Below are 20,904 nucleotides of genomic sequence, written 5' to 3'. Positions count from 1 at the left end.
GTAGAATGCGCGGCAATTAAGAGGTCCCCGGCAATAAATGATGGTTTGGATAGACTACGCAATTCTCGGCATTATCGGCCTGTCAGCACTCATCAGCCTGGTCAGGGGCTTTGTGAAGGAAGCGATGTCGCTGGCCACCTGGGTGGCGGCTTTTTTCATTGCCAGCCGATTCTATGCCGACCTGGCCGTTCACCTCGATATTTCCGACCCTTTATTCCGCAATGGTGCCGCCATTGCCATTCTGTTTGTGTTAACCCTGATCCTGGGGGCCCTGGTCAATTACATTGTCGGTGAGTTGGTCACCAAAACCGGCTTGTCCGGTACCGATCGGGTCCTTGGCGTATGTTTCGGAGCTGTGCGGGGCGTCTTTATCGTCGCTGCCATGCTGCTGTTTATCGATACCATGACCGCCTTCCCGCAAAGTGTGTGGTGGCGGGAGTCCCGGTTAATCCCGGAATTTGGTATAGTGATCCAGTGGTTTTTCAGCCTGGTGCAGAATTCATCCAGCTTTTTACCCAAGCCATAGCGAGTTGAGGAAATTAGGACATGTGTGGGATTGTCGGTATTCAAGGTACGACCCCGGTAAACCAGGCGCTGTATGACGCTCTGACGGTACTTCAGCACAGAGGTCAGGATGCAGCCGGCATCGTTACCATTTCGGGTGATACCTTCCGCCAACGCAAGGCCAATGGTCTGGTACGGGACGTATTTGAAGAACGCCATATGGAGCGGCTGATCGGTAACGTCGGCATCGGTCATGTACGTTACCCTACCGCCGGCAGCAGCAGCGTGGCCCAGGCCCAGCCGTTTTACGTGAACTCGCCCTTCGGCATCGCCCTGGCCCACAACGGTAACCTGACCAACGCCAAGGAGCTGAAGGAAGAGCAGTTCCGGGTGGCGCGCCGCCATATCAACACCACTTCCGACTCCGAAGTGCTGATCAACGTGCTGGCTCATGAGCTGGATCAGCAGACCCAGAAGCTGCATCTGGAGCCCGGTCATGTGTTTGCCGCGGTCAGCCGGGTGCATGAGCAGGTGAGGGGAGCTTACGCGACCGTGGCGGTGATTATCGGCCAAGGCATGCTGGCGTTTCGCGATCCCAACGGGATCCGTCCGCTGGTGCTGGGTAAGCGGGAAGCGGAAGAGGGGGGCGTCGAATATATGGTGGCCTCCGAAAGCGTGGCACTGGATGCGGTCGGCTTCAGCCTGATCCGCGACGTGGCACCGGGCGAGGCTGTCTATATCACCGAGCAGGGTGAACTCTTTACCCAGCAGTGCGCCGCCGAGCCTCAGCATCAGTCCTGCATCTTCGAATATGTTTATTTCGCCCGCCCCGACTCTTTTATCGACAAGGTGTCGGTCTATGGCGCCCGGGTACGGATGGGCCAGAAGCTGGGCGCCAAGATCGCCCGGGAATGGGAAGATCTGGACATCGACGTGGTGATTCCGATCCCGGAAACCTCCTGTGACATCGCCCTGGAGATCGCCCAGAACCTGAATATTCCCTACCGCCAGGGCTTCGTGAAAAACCGCTATATCGGCCGTACCTTCATCATGCCCGGTCAGCAGCAGCGCAAGCAGTCGGTGCGCCGCAAGCTGAACGCCATTCCTTCGGAATTTGCCGGCAAGAATGTATTGCTGGTGGATGACTCCATCGTCCGTGGCACCACCTCCGAGCAGATCATCCAGATGGCACGGGAGGCTGGCGCCAGGAAGGTGTATTTTGCCTCCGCCGCTCCGGAAATCCGTTTCCCCAACGTCTACGGTATCGACATGCCTTCCGCCAACGAGTTGATCGCCTATGGCCGTGAAGTCGAAGAGATATGCAAGCTGATCGGTGCCGATGGTTTGATTTTCCAGGATCTGGAGGACTTGGAGGACGCGGTGCGTCACTTCAACCCGGAGCTGCGCCGGTTCGAGACCTCGGTGTTCACCGGGGAATACGTGACTCAGGACGTGAACCAGGAATATCTGGATGACCTGAATGCTCAACGCAATGACGGTGCCAAGCAGAAGGACAGCATCGACAACAGTCACCTGGAAATCTACAACGAAGGCCAGTCTTGAGCGAAGCGTTCCGGACATCAAAAAGGGGTCGCAAGACCCCTTTTTCGTAGCTGTTATCTGCCCTTACTGGGTGTAGACGGGCCCCAGCCCCCAGCTCCAGACGATAACGGAGCCGACCATGATGCATACCAGCAGCACCAGGCCGCAGGTCACCACCGAGCTGGCGTAGATAAAGCCGCGCTCTTCGGGGATGTGCATGATGATGGGGACGCCGGAGTAGAGCAGATAGACCGAATAGGCCAGCCCCGCCAGGCCCACCAGCATCAGGAAGATGGGCTCGGGGTAGAGTACCGCCAGCCCGGTCATGAACAGCGGGGTGGCGGTGTAGGCCGCCAGTTCCATGCTCTGGGTAAAGTTAGGGCTGGCGCCGAAGGTCTTGGCCATCCAGAAGGTCAGGTAGGCCAGGGCGAACACCCCGGCGATCAGGGTGAAATACATGCCCACCGACATCATCAGGGCGCTCTGGGTGGTCAGCATGATGGTATTGCTGGTGCCGAAGCTCCAGCCGATCATGGTGGCGGAAATAAAGGTACAGACCGCCGGAATCAGCGCAATGAACGCGAGGTGGATCAGGCTGTAGTTCAAACTTTCGTGATGGTGGTCTATGGTATGCCACTCTTCTTTGGGGTGCGCATACAGGCCCCAGATATGGTTTAAAATCATAGCGTTATCCCCTTAACTATCGCTACCGACAAGCGGCTGGTCCAGGGTAAAAACCGTTTTCATCCGTTTTTACCTCTCCCTAAGTTTGGTCAGACTCCGCAGAGCGTCAAGCTCCGTTACGTATAAACCACAATTTTGCAACCTGGCTCAAATACCGGGGGGAAGCGGCCGTTGAGCCCGGTCATGATGCCGGCTCAGGTCAGGCGACTGGGCAGGCGGTAAGGATGGCAGTAGCGCCTTGGCGCGGGGAGCGATAAGGATTTGCTCAGCCCTGGTCGGCGGGCGCCAGCACCCGGAAGTGGCTCAGGGAAAAATCCGGGCCCGAACTCAGCATCTCCTGGCCGTCGGCCCGGTACCAGTGGTGCAGCATCAGCCGGGCATCCCGCTCCTGGCCGAGATCGGCGCTGCCCGGATGGATGGCCACGCCGAAGGCGACGGCGGGGGTATCGTCATCGAAGAAGTTCCGGCAGGCTTCTTCTCCGGCAAACAGCAGGGAAACCGGGCGCTGTTCTGTCCGCAGCAGTTGCTGCAACCGCTCCTTCTGGTCACCTTCCCGGGTGCGACGATTGGCCAGCAGCAGGCCGCAATGTTCATATAGAAAGTCGGCGAAGGCGAGGGGGCTGACGCCGCTCTCGGCCAGCCAGGCGGCGATGGCCCAGCCCCGCTGGGGACGGCCGCAGAGCAGGCTCAGCAGGGCCTCCATGCCGGGTTCCATTTTGGCCCAGTTTGCCACCAGCATGGCGACGTTGTCGGTTTCCCGGTAATAGGGGGTCAGGGCGTCCTTGCCGGTAACGGCCAGGCACTGGGTGCCCAGCCGCAGGGCATAGGGTGCCCTGGCCACCACCAGCCTGAGCCGCTCGGTATCGGGTTGCAGCCGAAACAGTCGGATAAAGGAGGATTGCCAGTCGTGCATGATTTTTCCGTCAGGTTAACAGGAGGTGACGGGATTGTAACTCATGTTACCCCCGTTTGGCTCCTCCTCCGCCAGCCAGTCGGCTATCTGGCGACATACCCACTCCGGCTCGTCCAGGGGCAGGTCATGGCCGGCATCCGGATGCCGGCGCAGCGGCAGTCGCCAGACCTCGGCCAGGGCTTGGCTGCAACGGGGGCTGACCAGCCGGTCCGCCAGGCCATTCAGCACCAGCGTGGGCACCGGAGGAGGTTGTGCGGGCGCTCGGTAGCGCAGGGCGGCGAGCAACTGGCACAGGGTGCTGCGCCGGCTGGCGGGCAGCTCTCGGGCATAGCCGGCCCAGCGAGCGAGGAGGTCCGGGTCGGTGGCGAAGCGCTCGCTGGTCAGACGCAATATGGTGGCTTCCTGGGCCTGCGGATCCCGCTGCCACAGCAGCCATGTCAGCAGGGGCCAGTAGGCGCGGGGCCTGAGCCGCTGGTAGAAGGGAGTCAGGCCGGCGAGGCTGGTGTTGAGCAGCACCAGGCCGGCAACCTGCCGTGGATGCCGGCTGGCCCAGTCGATGGCGACCATGCCGCCCAGGGACAGGGCCAGCAGGTGGACAGGTCCCTGCCGCAACCAGGGATGCCAGCGCAGCCGCAACCGCTCCGTGATGCCGACGATGGAGAGGGGGCCGGGTTCGCCATGCTCGGCGCCGAAACCGGGCAGATCCGCCAGGAGCAGCTCGTCTTGCGGAAAATGCTGCCGGAAGCGGTCGGGAAAGCCTTCCCAGTGGCGCCGTTCGCGCATCAGCCCCCGCAGCAGTATCCAGCGCCTGGTCATGGGCGTTGCTCCCCGTCGAACCAGAGCCGGCGCGCCTCCTGCCGGAGCCGATCCCGTTGCGGCGCGTCCGGCAGCCAGAGGGCGTGACTTTCCACCGCCCGGGCCAGAAAATCGATCAGGACAAGGTGGCGGCGCAGCACCCGCTGGTGGCGATGGGGCTTGACCGGATTGAACAGGCCGGTCAGGCGCAGCAGTTGCAGGGGGTTCTTGCGCACCCACAGCCAGGAGCCCATTTCCAGGGTGAAGGAGAGGAAGGTACCCGGGCTGTCCCTGTGTTGCAGGGTGAGATGATCCCAGAGGTCGCCATGGGTCATGTAGTGCAGCCACTGGGGCTCGATATCGTAGTAGTTGTGGTTGGGATAGGTGCTCAGGAACAGCTCCCGCAGGGCCATGGTTTCCGCCAGGCGGGGCGGTGCCGCCTTGCTGCCGGCAAAGGGAAACCAGAGCCTGTCCCGGTGGCCGTAGCCGGAGTGGCAGTCCAGCGCCAGGGCGAAGGGGCGACCGATCAGATGGCGCTCCACCGCCTGGCACAGGGCGGCGGCTTCCGGCTCCAGGGCTGAGCCCCGGTACCAGGGCAGCCGCCGGCTCAGGCGCTGGCCGCCCAGGGGCCAGGGGACCTTTTCACTGGCTTCGACCGGGCTGTTGCGCATCAGATCCACGCCATGGACGTTGGCCCGGGTGCCCCTCAGCATGCCGACCGGGTTCACGACCGGCATAAACACCAGGCTGACCCGCTCCAGCAGGCTGTGGGTCAGGCCGGACCAGCGCAGGCTGGCGACCAGGGAATGCAGGTAGGCCAGCACCACGGCGCTGCCGATCCGCTCTATGCCGTGGACACCGCCGAACAGCCCCAGGGCCGGCGCCTCGGCCGCACGGGTGCCGAGCCGGAGCAGTTGCAGCGGCAGTTGCTGGCCGGCGTATGGCAGCCAGGCCAAGGTTTCCAGTTGGGCCTGGGCACCGGCACGCCGGGCCAGCTCGGCCAATTGGTCGAGTTCGGGCAGCAGGAAAGGCGAGGGAGCCGGCATCTGGCCCTCCACAAAAGGGGACTCTCTCCAGTGTATGCAATAAAGCATGACGCTTTGAGGACAGGCGTTTTCTGATGGAGCCAATCCTGGCTCCCTGGGCCCTCGCCACCCTGGCCGGCAGCGTCGGTCTGGACCGGGTTCGGATCCGCCGAGCCTGGCCGGCAATATGCAGATTTCCATGACAAAACGATGTCACCATGTGCTTTGTATGGGAATTAAATGTTACACTACTACCGCTTTATTAGTAGCTGCTAACAATAACCAGCAGCCGTGTCACAGACCGGCTCCCGTCCACCTAGCTTGTTGCCCCTATTCCATCGCTCATGCTGACAGCCATTATCGAACAAGCCATCCTCCTCCTTGCCCTGGGCTGGTTGCTGACCCTCAATATTCGCCGGGGACTGCATTATCCCCGGCTGGTGATCCTGACTTCCGGCCTCTGGTTTGGCGCCCTCGCCATCGTCTGCATGCTGATGCCCTTTACGGTGACGCCAGGGGTGCTGCTGGATGCACGCAATACGGTGTTGTTCGTGGCCGGCCTCTTTGGCGGGCCGCTTTCCGGGGGAATGGCGCTGGTGATGGCCGGCGGTTTCCGGCTCTGGCTGGGCGGGGAAGGGGCCGTACCCGGGCTGTTCAACCTGGCGCTGGCACTGGTGCTGGGACTGGGAATGCGCCATGCCCTCAGGCGGGGCTGGGCCCGGCTCGAGCTCTGGCATCTGTTGCCGGTGGTGGTGCTGCTGCACCTGACCACGGTGGCCTTGATCTCCTGGCTGCTGTCACCCGCAGAGCGCACCCAGTTGCAGCCGCTGATCGGCCCCTTCCTGCTGGTGATGGTGCCCCTGACCCTGATGCTGGTATTTATCCTGAAGGATGCGGAGCAGCGCCGGCGGGAGCAGCTGGCCTTGCGTGCGAACGAATCCCGGCTCAGGGCCATTACCGGTGCCTTGCCGGATCTGTTGCTCGTGATGGACGAGGAGGGGCGTTGCCTGGAAGTGGCGGCGTCGGATCCGGGCCTGCTGTTTGCCGACGGACCGGTGATCGGCAAAAGGGTGGACGATCTGTTCGCGCCCGAGCTGGCCGGGCGCTTCCTCGATTTTATCCGCCAGACCCTGCGGCAGAAAACCGTGAACACCCTGGTGTACGCGCTCGAGACCCGCAGCGGGCCGCGTACCTTCGAGTGCCGGGGCCAGGCCCTGGACGGCCGCCTGGGCGGCAAGCCGGCGGTGGTGCTGCTGAGCCGGGACATCAGCGCCCGGGTCAGGCATGAAACCGAGCTGCGCATCGCGGCCGTGGCCTTCGAGAGCTTCCAGGGCATGCTGGTGACCGACGCCCACAACCGCATTCTCCGGGTGAACCGGGCCTTTACCGAAATCACCGGCTATAGCTCCGACGAGGTGATAGGCCGGACGCCCAACCTCTTCAGCTCCGGCAAGCACGGACCCGAATTCTACCGCCAGATGTGGCAGAGCATAGCGCGGCAGGGGCACTGGCAGGGGGAGATCCACAACAAGCGCAAGTCCGGCCATCTCTACCCCCAGTGGCTGTCCATCAGCGCAGTCAAGGATGGCGAGGGCAGGGTGAGCCATTATGTGGCCGCCCTCAGCGACATCACCGAGCGCAAGCGGGACGCCGAGAGGATCAATCACCTCGCCTTCTACGATGCCCTCACCGGCCTGCCCAACCGGCGCCTGCTGGCGGAGCGGATCAAGCAGGCCCAGGCGGTGAGCAGCCGCGGCGGCAAGCTGGGTGCCCTCATCTTCATCGATCTGGACAACTTCAAGGACATCAACGATCTCTGGGGACACCAGGTGGGGGATCAGCTGCTGCAGCAGGCGGCGCAACGGCTCAACAAGGTGGTCAGGGAAACGGATACCGTGGCCCGCCTCGGGGGCGACGAGTTCGTGGTATTGCTGGGCGATCTGGCCGAGGAGCCGGCCCTGGCCGCGACCCGGCTGGAGCAAGTCGGCCACAAGCTGCTGGAAGTGCTGGAGCAGCCCTATGTGCATGAGGCCCATGTTCTGCGTGGCAGTGCCTGCCTGGGCCTGGTGACCCTGGACGATCACCGCCAGTCTGCCGATGAGTTGCTGCAACAGGCGGAGTTGGCCATGTATGAGGCCAAGGCGGCCGGCAAGGGCCGGCTGCGCTTTTTCGATCCCGTCATGCAGGAGGCGATTGCCCGCCGGCTGCGACTGGAAGAAGAGATCCTCCGTGGACTGGAGGCACACCAGTTCTGCGTGTATTTCCAGCCCCAGTTCGATGAGCGGCGGAAGATGGTAGGCGCCGAAGCCCTGGTGCGCTGGCGCCATCCGGAGCGGGGTGTGCTGGCCCCGGGCGCCTTTATCGAGGTGGCCGATGCCGCCGGGCTGATGGAGCGCATCGATCGCATCGTGCTGTTGCGGGCCTGCGAACAGATGGTGCTGTGGGCCCGGCTGCCGGCGTTGAGCGGGGTGACGGTATCGGTCAACATCAGCGCCGCCCAGCTGTACCAGGACAGCTTTATCGAGGATGTGCTGCAGGTACTGGCGCAGACCGGAGCCGATCCGGCCAGGCTCAAGCTGGAACTGACCGAGTCCATGCTGATCACCGACATGCCGAGGGCGACGGAGCGGATGCGGACCCTCAAGCAGCATGGCATCCGTTTCGCCATCGACGACTTCGGCACCGGTTATTCTTCGCTGCATTACCTGCAGCAACTGCCCCTGGATCAGCTGAAGATCGATCAGTCCTTCGTCCGGGCCTTGCCTGACGACGCCAACAGCCTCGGCATCATCCGGGCGATCATCGCCATGGCCGGCAGCCTGGGTCTGGAAGTCATCGCCGAAGGGGTGGAGAACGACGCCCAGCGCGACCTGTTGCAGCAGGACGGCTGTCATCTCTACCAGGGCTACCTCTTCGCCCGCCCGGCCCCGGCGGAGGAGATAGCAGCGATGATGCCGTTGCACGAGGCGGAGCCTGAGGAAGTTGAACCGAGCGCCTGAGGCTGTATCCAACTGGCTGATTTTAAAATAAAAAAAGCCGCCTTGCGGCGGCTTTAGAGGGTTTGGTGGAGCTGGCGGGAGTTGAACCCGCGTCCGAAAAACCTACGTCGTCGGTACTACATGCTTAGTCAGTCATTAATTTCGCCAGCTGCTGCGGACAGACACGCCACAGAATGACTATCCTGAATTGGATTTAACGCTTCAACCGTCAGGCACGGCATCCACGCGATCCTGTGAAGGATGACCTTCCGATTCCCTAAGTCACAGGCAAGCTAGGGTAGAAGGGCTCTTGCAGGTTATTAAGCTGCTAGTGCGTAGTTTTCGTCGTTTGCGACTATTTTTTGCGATTGTTTAACGAGGCCTATCGCACCTCGGCATGCACCTTGGAGTTCGAGAGTCTCGTCGAATCCTGAATCAGCCCCAAGTTGTGCAACCATGATATTTCAATGGTTGCTAAATAACAAGCCCTAGCGTGCCTTGTGTTTCATCATCCGGTCTTTTTCCCGCTGCCAGTCGCGCTCTTTCACGTCCTGGCGCTTGTCGTGGGCCTTCTTGCCTTTTACCAGGCCAATCTCGGCCTTGACCCAGGACTTGGACCAGTACAGGGACAGCGGCACCAGGGTGTAGCCTTCCCGTTCAATAAGACCAGTGAGGCGGTCCAGCTGGCGCTTGTGCAGCAGCAGCTTGCGGGTGCGCAAGGGATCACAGACCACGTGGGTGGAGGCCATGTTGAGCGGGGTAATGGTGGCGGCAAACAGAAAGGCCTCGCCGTTTCGCATGAACACGTAGGCCTCGCCGATGTTGACCTTGCCGGCCCGCAGCGCTTTGACTTCCCATCCTAGCAACTCGACACCGGCTTCGAATTTTTCCTCGATGGAGTATTCGTGCCGTGCCTTGCGGTTAACGGCGATGGTGTTGGAGCCGGGTTTCTTCTTGGCTTTGTTTTTTGTCATAGTGGCGGCATTATACGGTGCCGATAGAAGCTTGGGAATTGGTGAAAGGGCAACCGTCGGTTTTTTGTACAGTGTTGGCGATGAGCCCGACCCGGATTGGTGTTAACATCAAGGGGTTTTGGTGGCAGGAGAGGTTATGCCCAGTATTACCCGCAGCGCACTGGTGATGTTCAGTGCGCAACAGATGTATGAGTTGGTTAACGACGTGGATGCCTACCCTCAATTTTTACCGGGTTGCGTGGCCAGTCGTATTGTGTCCGAGTCGGGCAACAGCATTACCGCAGCCTTGGATGTGGCCAAGGCCGGGATCCGCAAGACCTTTACCACCCGTAATCGACTGGAACCTCATCAGCGCATCGAGATGGAGTTGGTGGACGGTCCCTTTAAGTCGCTCAGTGGCGGCTGGACTTTCACCCCCCTGGACGTCGATGCCTGTAAGGTGGAGCTGAAGCTGCATTTCGAGTTTACCTCTCGCCTGGTGGAGCTGGCCTTCGGCGGGGTATTCAAGGAGCTGACCAATGCCATGGTGCATGCGTTCAGCGAACGGGCGAGGGAGGTCTACGGCAGTGAATCTTATCCGGGTTGAAGTGGTATATGCCCTGCCGCACCAGCAAACGGTGCTGAGTCTGAAGGTGCCCGCCGCCGATACGGTCAGGCAGGTGATCGAGCAGTCGGGTATTTTGCAGCAATATCCGGAGATCGATCTCGACACCGATATGGTCGGTGTATTCGGGCGTCAGGTGAAGCTTGGGCAGCCACTGCACGATGGCGACCGGATAGAAATCTACCGGCCTTTACTGGCTGATCCCAAAGAGATCCGTCGGCGCCGTGCCGAGCAGGCAAAAGAGGAAGGGCGGGCCGACAAGGTGACCGGCGGCAGGCCAGATCCGAAGAGAACCAGAAAATAAATTGACGGGGCCGGCGCGGGGTGACCCTCAAGGCCATGCGGGCATCAGTGACCTTCAGCCCGCCACTTCCTTACAGTCCCCGATGAAAATCCTCAGACACCGGGAAGTCGCCTTGAACCGATACCAGGGCATCGTTGCTGAAGTCCAGCGTCAGCTGCTTTTGTTCGATGTCGCCCCGGCCCGGCTTGAAGTAATAGAGATAGACCCACTTGTCATGATTGAAGCCATCCAGGCTCATGGGATTACCCAGCAAAAAACGCACCTGTTCCTTGGTCATGCCCTGGCGCAGCTGGGCTACCTGCTTTTCTTCGATGTAGTTGCCCTGGGGGATGTCCACCTTGTACACCAGGCCGCAGCCGGCCAGGGGAAGAGCTAAAAATAAAGGTAAAATCAAGGTTTTGAGTTGCATAGCTGGATAATATCCTGTGTGACCTGGGGGCATCATAGCCGTTGGTGCTTGGGTTGTAAAAGCTAGACCCGCAAACCATCAATTGGTTCAGTGAGCTGGGTCATGGTCATTTCTTTGCTGCTGGCCTAATATCTTCACCTCTAACTATACCTTTAAGGGGTGAGGCGATGACAAAGCATGTGTTTCATTTGGGTATTACTGATGCGGATCTGCAGGGGGCGAGGTTAGCCATTGTTCCGGGCGATCCGGAGCGGGTACAGCGTATTGCCGAGCAGTTGAGCAATCCCCGCCATCTGGCCAGCAAGCGCGAATTCACCTCCTGGCTCGGCGAACTGGATGGCAAGCCTGTCGTGGTGTGCTCTACCGGTATCGGCGGGCCTTCCACCTCTATCGCGGTGGAGGAATTGGCCCAATTGGGGGTGTCCACCTTCCTGCGCATCGGCACTACCGGGGCTATCCAGACTCATATCAATGTCGGTGACATGATTGTCACCATGGGCTCGGTGCGATTGGACGGCGCCAGCAGCCATTTTGCCCCCATGGAGTTTCCGGCGGTGGCCAACTTCGATTGTACCTGCGCTCTGGTGGATGCCGCCCGGGATATGGGCATCGCTCCGCATGTAGGGATCACCGCTTCTTCGGATACCTTCTACCCCGGCCAGGAGCGCTACGATACCCATTCCGCCCGGGTATTGCGCAAATTCCAGGGCAGTATGAAAGAGTGGCAGGCGATGGGGGTACTGAATTATGAAATGGAGTCTGCCACCCTCCTTACCATGTGTGCCAGCCAGGGGTTGCAAGCCGGTTGTGTGGCCGGGGTGATCGTCAACCGTACCCAGCAGGAAATTCCTGACGAAACCACCATGAAAAAAGCCGAGCAACAAGCCATCGACATCGTCATCGGTGCCGCCCGGCGCCTGGTGTAATCCTTGTTGGCCCGGCGCAGCCGGGCCCTTGATACGCTTCACGCCTCACCGCACACCAGCAGCTCCCTGGCATTGGCCAGGGTGTTGGGCGTGATTTTGTTGCCACCGAGCAGCCGGGCCAGTTCCTGCAAACGGCTGTGTTCGTCCAGCTCCTGCATCCGAGTCTGGGTGTCGTTGTCGGCACTGTTCTTACTGACAAAAAAGTGCTGGTGACCATGACCGGCCACTTGCGGCAGATGGGTAATGACCAGTACCTGGGTGGAATCGCCCAGCCGACGCAGCAACTTGCCCACCACGGCAGCGGTGGGGCCACTGACGCCCACGTCCACTTCATCAAAAATCAGCGTCGGGGTTTCCACCTTCTGGGCGGTGATCACCTGGATGGCCAGGCTGATGCGTGACAGTTCACCGCCGGAGGCCACCCGGGCCAGCGGACTGAGCGGTTGCCCCGGGTTGGTGCTGACCAAGAAATCAACCCGGTCGATACCGAGCGGTGAATAGCCGCCGTCGTCGGCGGTCACCTGAATTTCAAAGCGGCCATGCTCCATGCTGAGCTGGTGCATGCTCTGGGTTATCTGGCGGTCGAGAGAGCTGGCATAGCGTTGCCGACTCTGGCTGAGCCGCTCCGCTGCCTGCAGGAAGTCGTCCCGGGCCCGTTCCACTTCCTCATCCAGCCCCAGCAGACGGGAGTCGTTATGCTCCATTTCCTCCAGGCGGCTGCTTATTTCCCGATGAAAATCCAAGAGCTCTGCCGGTGGTACATGGTGCTTGCGGGCCAGCTCCATCACCTTGCCCAACCGGGCTTCCACCTCGTACAGGCGCTCCGGATCCAGCTCAAGCCGATCCAGGTAACGACTCAGTTCACTGTGGCCCTCTTCCAGCTGGATCAGGCTGCTTTCTATCATGTCCTGAACCGGACTGAGCCGGGCATCCATCTGGCTGAGTTCGATCAGGGTCTTCAAGCCCTGGCGCAGCAGCTGCAGGGCATTGGTTTCTTCACCATCCGCCAGCACATTGAGTACCAGCTGACAGTCGTTGAGCAGCTCGGCACCGTTGGCCAGGCGTTTGTGCTCCGCTTCTAGTTCGGGAAATTCGCCCTCGGCCAGGGCCAGTTCGTCCAGTTCGGCCACCTGGTACTCCAGCAACTGGCGCTGGGCCTGCCACTGGGCCTGCTCGCTTTGCAGTTGCTTGCGCTCATTACTGAGCTGGCGCCAGTGCTGATAGTGCCGGCCGACCAGTTGCAGCAACTGATGATGGCCGGCATAGGCGTCGAGCAGGCGACGCTGGTAGTCGTGCTTCTGCAGTTCCTGGTGGGCATGCTGGCCGTGGATGTTGATCAGCAGGCCGCCAAGGATCTTGAGCTGGGACAGGGGTACCGGAGTGCCGTTGATGTAGCCACGGGAGCGCCCTTCCTTGCTCAGGGTACGGCGCAGTATGCATTCGTCTTGTTCATCCAGTTCCTGCTCGCTCAGCCAGGCCTTTACCCTGGGGAGCTGGTCGACACGAAAACGCGCACTGATATCGGCCTTGTCGGCTCCGGGGCGGACCGAGTCGGCATCGGCCCGTTCCCCCAGGGCCAGGGCCAGGGCATCGATAGCGATGGATTTGCCGGCGCCGGTTTCGCCGGTGATGCTGGTCATACCCGGGCGCAAGTCCAGCTCAAGGAAGGAGACAATGGCAAAATTGCTGATGGTGAGCTGAAGCAGCATGGTGGACTCCTGCACAAAACAAGTCTGTATGAAAATACAGTATACTGTTGTTTTGTACAGTGGCAAGGTTCCGATGATGTCGGATTGAAGCTCTTGCGGAAAGAGCGTCAGGAGGAAAAATACACCGCCTCACGCCTCACGCCTCACGCCTCACGCCTCACGCCTCACGCCTCAGAACAGCTTACTGCCCCAGCCGAGCTTGCTGCGCAGCACTTCGAAGTAGTTATGGCCGCGCGGGTGCAGCAGCTTGAGTTTGTAGGGGCTCTTGTAGATATGAATTTCGTCGCCGGGTTGGACCGCCAGCGACACATGGCCATCGCAGCTGATCAGCATCTGTTCGGTCTTGTTGGTGGGAGCGACCACCAGCTTCACCTGGGCGTCGGCATCGATCACGATGGGCCGGCAGCTCAGGGTATGGGGGAACATGGGCACCAGGGTAATGGCGTTGAGGTTGGGGGTCAGGATGGGGCCGCCGGCAGACAGCGAATAGGCCGTCGAGCCGGTGGGGGTGGCGACAATCATGCCGTCGGCCCGCTGGCTGTACATGAAATGCCCGTTGATATAGACCTCGAACTCGATCATATGGGCTATCTTGCCCGGGTGCAGCACCGCCTCGTTCATGGCGGTATTGCTGGCCTTGAGCTGACCATGGCGATGCACCTGGGCTTCCAGCAGGAAGCGGTATTCGGCCTGGTAGTCGCCGGCCAGCAGGCGTTCGAGGGGATGCTCGAAACTGTCCGGTGACAAATCGGTCAAAAAGCCCAGGTTGCCCCGGTTGACGCCCACCACCGCCACATCGAAACGCGCCAGCACCCGGGCGGCGCCCAGCATATTGCCGTCGCCGCCCACCACTATGGCCAGGTCGGCCCGCTCGCCCAGTTCGACCATTTCCAGCAGCTCGGCCTGTTCCAGGCGGAGCTGCTCACCCACGCGTCGTTCGATCACCACCTTAAGACCCAGTTGAACAAGGTAGTGATAGAGTGCCACCAGGGTTTGGTTGGCTCCTTCGTGATCCGGTTTGCCGATAAGGGCAATGGTATTGAAGTCGGTTTCCATCGATATGTTGGCCTGGCGGTGTCAGCAATGCGGCGGCGCATTCCCTGGCTGAATAAGTGGCCTTATTCTAAATAACCCTGGGGTCCAACGCCACCCGGCTGAGCGGGCCGCTGCAAAAACCCTCTTGAAATTGTCCCGGCAGCCCCCATATTAGGCACAAAGTTGGTTAACACAGACGGGAGACAACATGAGCAGCAAACAACACCAGGTTGAGGCAGAGCAGTCCGCCGAGCAGGAGCCGCTGACGGTAGAAACCGACGCCACGGCGAATGCCGAGCCGAGCCCACCGGATGCGGCTTATGTAGCCGAGCTGGAACAAAAGCTGGCAGACGCCGAAGCTCATGTCCAGACCGAAAAAGAGAATACCCTGCGGGCGCTGGCCGAGATGGAAAATATCCGCCGCCGCGCGGCCCAGGACGTGGAAAAAGCCCAGAAATTCGCCCTGGAAAAATTTGCCGGTGAATTATTGCCGGTCATCGACAGCCTGGAGCGGGCGCTGGAGCACACCGACAAGGAAAACGACGCCTTCAAGGCGGTGTGCGAAGGGGTGGAGCTGACCCTGAAATCCCTGCTCAGCACGGTGGAAAAATTCGGCGTGGTGCAGATCGATCCCCTGGGCCAGCCCTTCGATCCCAACAGGCATCAGGCCATGAGCATGGTCGAGAGCAACGAAGTGGCGCCCAACTCGGTGCTGGCGGTGATGATGAAGGGCTATGAACTGAACGGCCGGGTGCTGCGTCCCGCCATGGTGATGGTGGCCAAGGGCCCGTCCATCGATACCCAGGCCTGAGTCGCCGGGGCCGCCAAAAAAATGTGATGCCTGTCTTGAAAGCCGATAGCGGCAACCACATATAGGCACTAAAGCAAAACACCAAACGCTTATTACCGTATTTAAGATATTGAGAGAGGATTTTATGGGTAGAATCATCGGCATCGATCTGGGTACCACCAACTCTTGCGTTGCCATCCTGGATGGGGATACCCCGCGGGTTATTGAAAACGCCGAGGGTACTCGTACTACTCCCTCCATCATCGCCTATACCGATGACGGCGAGACCCTGGTCGGCCAGCCGGCCAAGCGCCAGGCGGTCACCAACCCCAAAAATACCCTGTTTGCCATCAAACGCCTGATCGGCCGCCGCTTCGAAGACGAAGAAGTGCAGCGTGACATCAAGATCATGCCGTTCAGCATCGTCCGTGCCGACAACGGCGATGCCTGGGTGGCCGTCAAAGACAAGAAGATGGCTCCGCCGCAGATTTCTGCCGAAGTGCTGAAAAAAATGAAGAAAACCGCCGAAGACTACCTCGGCGAAGCGGTGACAGAAGCCGTTATCACAGTACCGGCCTATTTCAACGACGCCCAGCGTCAGGCCACCAAGGACGCTGGCCGTATTGCCGGCCTGGACGTGAAACGGATCATCAACGAGCCGACCGCGGCGGCCTTTGCCTACGGCGTGAACAAGGCCCAGGGCGATCGCAAGGTGGCGGTGTACGATCTGGGCGGTGGTACCTTCGATATCTCCATCATCGAAATCGATGATATGGACGGTGAGAAAACCTTTGAGGTACTGGCCACCAACGGTGACACCCACCTGGGGGGTGAGGACTTCGACAACCGCCTGATCACCTACCTGGTTGAGGAATTCAAGCGCGAGCAGGGCTTCGATCTGCGTAACGACATGCTGGCGTTGCAGCGGCTGAAGGAAGCCGCGGAGAAAGCCAAGTGCGAGCTGTCCTCCGCCCAGCAGACCGAAGTCAACCTGCCCTACATCACCGCCGATGCCACCGGGCCCAAGCACCTGAACATCAAGGTGACCCGTGCCAAGCTGGAATCGCTGGTGGAAGACATGGTCAAGAAGTCCCTGGAGCCGGTGCGTACCGCGCTGCAGGATGCCGGCCTGTCCGTATCCGATATCGACGACGTTATCCTGGTCGGTGGTCAGACCCGGATGCCGCTGGTACAGAAAGCGGTGAGCGACTTCTTCGGCAAGGAGCCGCGCAAGGACGTGAACCCGGATGAAGCCGTGGCCGTGGGCGCCGCCATTCAGGGCGCGGTACTGTCCGGCGACAAGAAAGACGTGCTGCTGCTCGACGTGACCCCGCTGTCGCTGGGTATCGAAACCATGGGCGGCGTGATGACCGCGCTGATCGAGAAGAACACCACCATCCCGACCAAAAAGTCCCAGGTGTTCTCCACCGCCGACGACAATCAGTCCGCGGTGACCATCCATGTGTTGCAGGGCGAACGCAAACGTGCCGGTGACAACAAGTCGCTGGGCCAGTTCAACCTGGAGGGTATTCGCCCGGCGCCGCGCGGCCTGCCGCAGATCGAAGTGACCTTCGACATCGATGCCGACGGCATACTGCACGTGTCCGCCAAGGACAAGGACACCGGCAAGGAGCAGAAGATCACCATCCAGGCCTCTTCCGGCCTGAGCGAGGCGGAGATCGAAGCCATGGTGCGTGCGGCCGAGGCCAACGCCGCGGAAGACAAGAAGTTCGAAGAGCTGGTTCAGGCCCGTAACCAGGCCGACGGCCTGGTGCATGCCACCCGCAAGCAGCTGGAGGAAGCCGGTGATGCCCTGGCCGCCAACGACAAGAGCGCCATCGAGTCGGCCCTGAGTGCCCTGGAAAGCGCCGTTCGCGGTGAGGAGAAGGCCGAGATCGAGGCCAAGCAACAGGCGTTGCTGGAGGTGTCCCAGAAGCTGATGGAGGCGGCTCAGGCCAAGGCCCAGGCTCAGGCGCACGATGCGGGCGGAGCCCAGGAAGGCGGCAACAAGGCCGATGACGACGTGGTTGACGCCGAGTTTGAAGAAGTGAAAGACGACAAGAAGTAATGGTCAACCCGGCGCATTGACGCTGACAGTGCGGGCGTTGGGACTCCAACGCCCGCCTTTGTGTAATTAGGACTCAGGTAAGCTAGTAGCCTATGTCGAAACGAGATTATTATGAAGTGCTCGGGGTTTCCAAGGGAGCCGATGAGCGCGAAATCAAGAAAGCCTACAAGCGGATGGCGATGAAATATCACCCGGATCGCAACAAAGAAGATGCGGATGCGGGCGACAAGTTCAAGGAAGCCACCGAGGCTTATGAAATACTGACCGACAGCCAGAAGCGGGCGGCCTATGATCAGTTCGGCCATGCCGGCGTGGACGGCCAGCAGGGCGGTCATGGTTTTGGCGGAGCCGGTGCCGATTTCAGTGATATTTTCGGCGATGTGTTCGGTGATATCTTCGGTGGCGGTCAGCGCCGGCAGCAGCGGGCGGCCCGTGGTGCCGATCTGCGCTACAACATGGAACTGACGCTGGAAGAAGCGGTGCGGGGCGTCACCAAAGAGATCAAGGTACCGACCCTGGTCGGTTGTGACGTCTGTGACGGCAGTGGCGCCAAGCCCGGCACCCAGGCCAAGACCTGTCCTACCTGCCATGGCCACGGCCAGGTACAGATGCGCCAGGGCTTTTTTACCGTGCAGCAGCCCTGTCCCCATTGTCGCGGCAAGGGCAAAATCATCACCGACCCCTGCCATAAGTGCCATGGCGAGGGCCGTTACCAGAAGACCAAGACCCTGTCGGTCAAGATCCCGTCCGGGGTGGATACCGGTGACCGTATCCGCCTGTCCGGTGAAGGGGAGGCGGGGGAGGCCGGTGCGCCTGCCGGTGATCTCTATGTCCAGGTGCATGTGCGTGAACACGATATCTTCGTGCGTGACGGCAACAACCTCTATTGCGAAGTGCCGATAAGCTATACCTCCGCGGCCCTGGGCGGCGAGGTGGAAGTGCCGACCCTGGACGGCCGGGTCAAGCTCAAGATCCCGGCGGAAACCCAGACCGGACGCATGTTCCGGCTCAAGGGCAAAGGGGTGCGCTCGGCCCGCAACGGCCTGCTGGGCGATCTGGTGTGCAAAGTCTATATTGAAACGCCCGTCAACCTGACCGATGAGCAGAAAGAGCTGTTGCGCCAGCTCGAGGACTCCTGTGGCGGCCTGGCGGCCAAGAAGCACAGACCCAAGTCGGAAGGCTTTTTCGAAGGCGTGAAACGCTTCTTCGATGATTTGACCCGCTGAGTCCACTGTATTAGTCTGGGCTGTTTGAAACAACAGCCCAGCGGCTGAAGCGGATTATATGATACGAGCCCTATGCCGTTTTCCGGTAGGGCTTTCGTTGTTTTATCGTTTGGTAAAGGAACCAGGTTTCCACTATGAAGCAAACACCGATGACCATCCGCGGTGCGCAGAGACTGCGTGAAGAACTGGACTACCTGAAGTCTGTGCGTCGCCCGCAAATTATCGAAGCCATTGCCGATGCCCGTGAGCATGGCGATCTGAAAGAAAACGCCGAATATCACGCCGCCCGTGAGCAGCAGGGATTCTGCGAAGGTCGTATCCAGGAAATTGAAGCCAAGTTGTCCAATGCCCAGATCATCGATATTACCAAGCTGCCCAACAGCGGCAAGGTGATCTTCGGGGCGACCGTGACCCTGTTCAAGGTGGACGACGAAAAGGAGATCACCTACCGGGTGGTGGGTGACGACGAATCGGATATCAAGGCCAACCTGATTTCCGTGAATTCCCCGATCGCCCGCGCCCTGATCGGCAAGGAAGAGGACGATGTGGCCATCGTCAAGACACCTTCCGGCGACGTGGAATACGAAATCCTCAAGGTAGAATATCTGTAACTTCGATCCCGACCCTCGACGAAAGAGACAGCCGGTTATTCCTGCTGTCTTTTGTTTATCTCCTGCAGAAAGCCTCTGAATACGAAGTCCGACAGGGCCATACGGTCGGCCATGGCCAGTTCAAACTGGACCGCCGTCAGCCAGAAATGTCGCCCCTTGTGCTGGCGCACCAGCTGCAGCCTGAGCGCCAGCACCTGCTCCTGGCCCAGTTTTAGCAGTACCTTCTTGCTTGGTTGCGATCTGAACAGGCAGCGGCGGGACAGCAGCCGCATGCCGTTGATCGACAGATCGCGGATTTCGGCGGCCAGGGGCCTGCCGTTGGCTTGGTACAGCTGCAGATCCTGCGGGCTGGGCAGACGCCAGGCGCGGGGGTGGAAGCCGTCGGTAATGATGCTGGGGGGGCTCAATTCCGCCTGCTCTTCGGTGGCCACCTGGTGTTTGAGGGTGACCGGAAAATGCAGCTTGACGTTTCCTAGCTCCAGTTTTAGCTCCAGGTGTGATGCCTGTTCGAGCAGGGGCCTGATATTGGCGTCGATGGCCATGGTCAGGCTGAGCAGGGCTTCCGGCTGATCCTGCTGATACAGTTCGTTCAGCAGTTGTAGCTCTTCATCGGTCAGGTATCTGTGGGCGGGCATGGCAATCACACCGTGGCTAAATGCTAATAGTATTATCCTCCAGCCTGCCGGATAACAGCTCGAAAGGGAAATAATTCAAAGGGGATAAGGAGATAGGGAGGCATGAGCGGAAACCTGGGCCAGCAAGACGGGCCGGATGAACCGACCCTGGGACACTCAGGCTTTGGGCAGGGTGATCTTCTTCTGCTCGCTGGGGCGGTACAGGGTCAGGATATGACCTATGGTCTGTACCTTGACCGCACCGGTTTCGCGCACGATGGCGTCCATGATCAGCGTTTTGACTTCCCTGTCTTCGGCGGCAACCTTGACCTTGATCAGTTCATGGAAATTCAGGGCCAGGTCGATTTCGGCCAGTACGCCTTCGGTCAGGCCATGCTGGCCAAGCAATACCACCGGCTTCAGGCTGTGGGCCAGTCCCTTGAGGTATTGTCTTTGCTTATTATTCAGGGTCATTGCAAAATGCTTCAGTTAAATAGGTTGAAAGGGGGCCATTGTACCCCCATCTAGGCTTCAATGGTAATAGCAGAGCGATAATTTAATGGGTAAGAAAAAACGCTCGGCCAGCTCAACGCGCTGGCTTAAAGAGCATTTTGACGATAAATATGTGCAACAGGCACAAAAAAAAGGCCTGCGCTCGCGTGCCGTGTTTAAACTTGAAGAATTACAGGGCCGGGATCGCCTGCTCAGACAGGGGATGACGGTGGTGGATCTGGGGGCCGCACCCGGTGGCTGGAGCCAGTATGCGGTGGAGCAGGTGGGCCAGCAGGGCAAGGTCATCGCCTGCGACATACTGCCGATGGATCCTATCGCCGGCGTCGATTTCCTGCAGGGCGACTTCCGCGAGGAAGCGGTGCTGGGTGCCCTGCTGGAGCGGGTGGGTGACGCCAAGGTGGATGTGGTGCTGTCGGACATGGCCCCCAACATGAGCGGCACACCCGAGGTGGACCAGCCCAGGTCCATGTATCTGGTGGAGCTGGCGCTGGATATGTGCCGACAGGTATTGGCCCCCCAGGGAAGTTTTGTGGTTAAAGTATTTCAGGGAGCCGGCTTCGATGAATTCCTTCTGGAAGTTCGCCGGTCTTTCGGTGTGGTCAAGGTGAGAAAGCCCGACTCGTCGCGGCCCCGCTCACGGGAAGTCTACATTGTGGCTACAGGTTTTAAACTGTAGTACC

21 protein-coding genes and 1 other RNA gene are annotated in these 20,904 nt (G+C 60.2%); 11 read left to right on the top strand and 11 right to left on the bottom strand.

The genetic code is table 11. From position 1 onward, the window contains the following. Window positions 1–40 precede the first annotated feature (40 nt). Both JKV55_RS13240 and purF read left to right on the top strand, forming a co-directional pair. Window positions 41–526, top strand: coding sequence for a CvpA family protein (locus tag JKV55_RS13240; protein WP_202086909.1), 486 nt, complete (start codon window positions 41–43; stop codon window positions 524–526). Window positions 527–546: 20 nt separating this feature from the next. Continuing rightward, on the top strand, window positions 547–2,067 hold the full coding sequence (gene purF, locus JKV55_RS13235; RefSeq protein ID WP_202086242.1) for an amidophosphoribosyltransferase: 1,521 nt from the start codon (window positions 547–549) through the stop codon (window positions 2,065–2,067). Window positions 2,068–2,130: 63 nt separating this feature from the next. Here purF and JKV55_RS13230 read toward each other — a convergent pair whose 3' ends face one another. The 4 genes from JKV55_RS13230 to JKV55_RS13215 all read right to left on the bottom strand — a co-directional run bounded on the left by JKV55_RS13230 (window position 2,131) and on the right by JKV55_RS13215 (window position 5,484). Then, a complete protein-coding gene (locus JKV55_RS13230; RefSeq protein WP_202086241.1) occupies window positions 2,131–2,730 on the bottom strand; it encodes a Yip1 family protein in 600 nt (199 codons plus the stop codon). 265 nt (window positions 2,731–2,995) lie between these two features. Beyond that, window positions 2,996–3,643, bottom strand: a complete 648-nt coding sequence (locus tag JKV55_RS13225; protein ID WP_202086239.1) for a hypothetical protein — start codon at window positions 3,641–3,643, stop codon at window positions 2,996–2,998. Window positions 3,644–3,658: 15 nt separating this feature from the next. Next, window positions 3,659–4,459, bottom strand: a complete 801-nt coding sequence (locus tag JKV55_RS13220) for an alpha/beta fold hydrolase (protein ID WP_202086236.1) — start codon at window positions 4,457–4,459, stop codon at window positions 3,659–3,661. Next, a complete protein-coding gene (locus JKV55_RS13215; RefSeq protein WP_202086234.1) occupies window positions 4,456–5,484 on the bottom strand; it encodes a DUF2817 domain-containing protein in 1,029 nt (342 codons plus the stop codon). The genes JKV55_RS13220 and JKV55_RS13215 overlap by 4 nt, the downstream gene beginning before the upstream one ends. Before the next feature lie 323 nt (window positions 5,485–5,807). Between JKV55_RS13215 and JKV55_RS13210 the strand changes: the two genes are divergently transcribed. Next, complete coding sequence (locus JKV55_RS13210) at window positions 5,808–8,462, top strand: EAL domain-containing protein (RefSeq protein WP_202086231.1); 2,655 nt, start codon at window positions 5,808–5,810, stop codon at window positions 8,460–8,462. A gap of 63 nt (window positions 8,463–8,525) precedes the next feature. Here JKV55_RS13210 and ssrA read toward each other — a convergent pair. Together ssrA and smpB are read right to left on the bottom strand one after the other, a co-directional pair. Then, window positions 8,526–8,884, bottom strand: a transfer-messenger RNA (tmRNA) gene (gene ssrA / locus JKV55_RS13205). A gap of 45 nt (window positions 8,885–8,929) precedes the next feature. Then, window positions 8,930–9,415, bottom strand: coding sequence for an SsrA-binding protein SmpB (gene smpB / locus JKV55_RS13200; protein WP_202086226.1), 486 nt, complete (start codon window positions 9,413–9,415; stop codon window positions 8,930–8,932). A 136-nt stretch (window positions 9,416–9,551) separates the two neighbouring features. Here smpB and JKV55_RS13195 point away from each other — a divergent pair, with 136 nt between their 5' ends. Next, on the top strand, window positions 9,552–10,001 hold the full coding sequence (locus JKV55_RS13195) for an SRPBCC family protein (RefSeq protein WP_202086219.1): 450 nt from the start codon (window positions 9,552–9,554) through the stop codon (window positions 9,999–10,001). Beyond that, window positions 9,982–10,323, top strand: a complete 342-nt coding sequence (locus JKV55_RS13190; protein ID WP_369409651.1) for an RnfH family protein — start codon at window positions 9,982–9,984, stop codon at window positions 10,321–10,323. The genes JKV55_RS13195 and JKV55_RS13190 overlap by 20 nt, the downstream gene beginning before the upstream one ends. Window positions 10,324–10,393: 70 nt before the next feature. On the opposite strand, the gene JKV55_RS13185 is transcribed toward JKV55_RS13190, so the two are convergent. After that, window positions 10,394–10,732, bottom strand: a complete 339-nt coding sequence (locus tag JKV55_RS13185) for an outer membrane protein assembly factor BamE (protein WP_202086210.1) — start codon at window positions 10,730–10,732, stop codon at window positions 10,394–10,396. A gap of 167 nt (window positions 10,733–10,899) precedes the next feature. Between JKV55_RS13185 and udp the strand changes: the two genes are divergently transcribed. Beyond that, window positions 10,900–11,658, top strand: coding sequence for a uridine phosphorylase (udp, locus tag JKV55_RS13180; protein ID WP_202086208.1), 759 nt, complete (start codon window positions 10,900–10,902; stop codon window positions 11,656–11,658). A gap of 38 nt (window positions 11,659–11,696) precedes the next feature. Here udp and recN read toward each other — a convergent pair whose 3' ends face one another. Beyond that, window positions 11,697–13,367, bottom strand: a complete 1,671-nt coding sequence (gene recN / locus JKV55_RS13175; protein ID WP_202086206.1) for a DNA repair protein RecN — start codon at window positions 13,365–13,367, stop codon at window positions 11,697–11,699. Between the two features lie 171 nt (window positions 13,368–13,538). Beyond that, window positions 13,539–14,423 carry an NAD(+) kinase gene (gene nadK / locus JKV55_RS13170; protein ID WP_202086204.1) on the bottom strand — a complete coding sequence of 295 codons (885 nt, stop codon included), beginning with the start codon at window positions 14,421–14,423 and terminating at the stop codon, window positions 13,539–13,541. A gap of 187 nt (window positions 14,424–14,610) precedes the next feature. Between nadK and grpE the strand changes: the two genes are divergently transcribed. The 4 genes from grpE (at window position 14,611) to greA (ending at window position 19,097) form a co-directional block, all read left to right on the top strand. Further along, window positions 14,611–15,213 carry a nucleotide exchange factor GrpE gene (grpE, locus tag JKV55_RS13165; protein ID WP_202086202.1) on the top strand — a complete coding sequence of 201 codons (603 nt, stop codon included), beginning with the start codon at window positions 14,611–14,613 and terminating at the stop codon, window positions 15,211–15,213. Window positions 15,214–15,337: 124 nt separating this feature from the next. Next, entirely contained in the window at window positions 15,338–17,260 is a 1,923-nt protein-coding gene (dnaK, locus tag JKV55_RS13160; protein WP_202086200.1) for a molecular chaperone DnaK, read from the top strand. A gap of 92 nt (window positions 17,261–17,352) precedes the next feature. Next, window positions 17,353–18,486 (top strand): molecular chaperone DnaJ, encoded by a 1,134-nt coding sequence (gene dnaJ, locus JKV55_RS13155; protein WP_202086192.1) that lies wholly within the window; start codon window positions 17,353–17,355, stop codon window positions 18,484–18,486. Window positions 18,487–18,620: 134 nt separating this feature from the next. Then, entirely contained in the window at window positions 18,621–19,097 is a 477-nt protein-coding gene (gene greA, locus JKV55_RS13150; protein ID WP_202086190.1) for a transcription elongation factor GreA, read from the top strand. Between the two features lie 35 nt (window positions 19,098–19,132). Here greA and JKV55_RS13145 read toward each other — a convergent pair whose 3' ends face one another. Both JKV55_RS13145 and yhbY read right to left on the bottom strand, forming a co-directional pair. Further along, window positions 19,133–19,732: a PilZ domain-containing protein gene (locus JKV55_RS13145; protein WP_202086188.1), complete on the bottom strand. Its 600-nt coding sequence runs from the start codon at window positions 19,730–19,732 to the stop codon at window positions 19,133–19,135. Window positions 19,733–19,888: 156 nt separating this feature from the next. After that, on the bottom strand, window positions 19,889–20,185 hold the full coding sequence (yhbY, locus tag JKV55_RS13140; RefSeq protein WP_202086186.1) for a ribosome assembly RNA-binding protein YhbY: 297 nt from the start codon (window positions 20,183–20,185) through the stop codon (window positions 19,889–19,891). Window positions 20,186–20,270: 85 nt separating this feature from the next. Between yhbY and rlmE the strand changes: the two genes are divergently transcribed. Continuing rightward, window positions 20,271–20,900 carry a 23S rRNA (uridine(2552)-2'-O)-methyltransferase RlmE gene (gene rlmE / locus JKV55_RS13135; RefSeq protein ID WP_202086180.1) on the top strand — a complete coding sequence of 210 codons (630 nt, stop codon included), beginning with the start codon at window positions 20,271–20,273 and terminating at the stop codon, window positions 20,898–20,900. Window positions 20,901–20,904 lie beyond the last annotated feature (4 nt).

The sequence above is a fragment of the Zobellella iuensis genome, assembly GCF_016746085.1.
Classification (GTDB): Bacteria; Pseudomonadota; Gammaproteobacteria; order Enterobacterales; family Aeromonadaceae; genus Oceanimonas; species Oceanimonas iuensis.
This window is presented reverse-complemented; position numbering and strand designations above follow the sequence as displayed.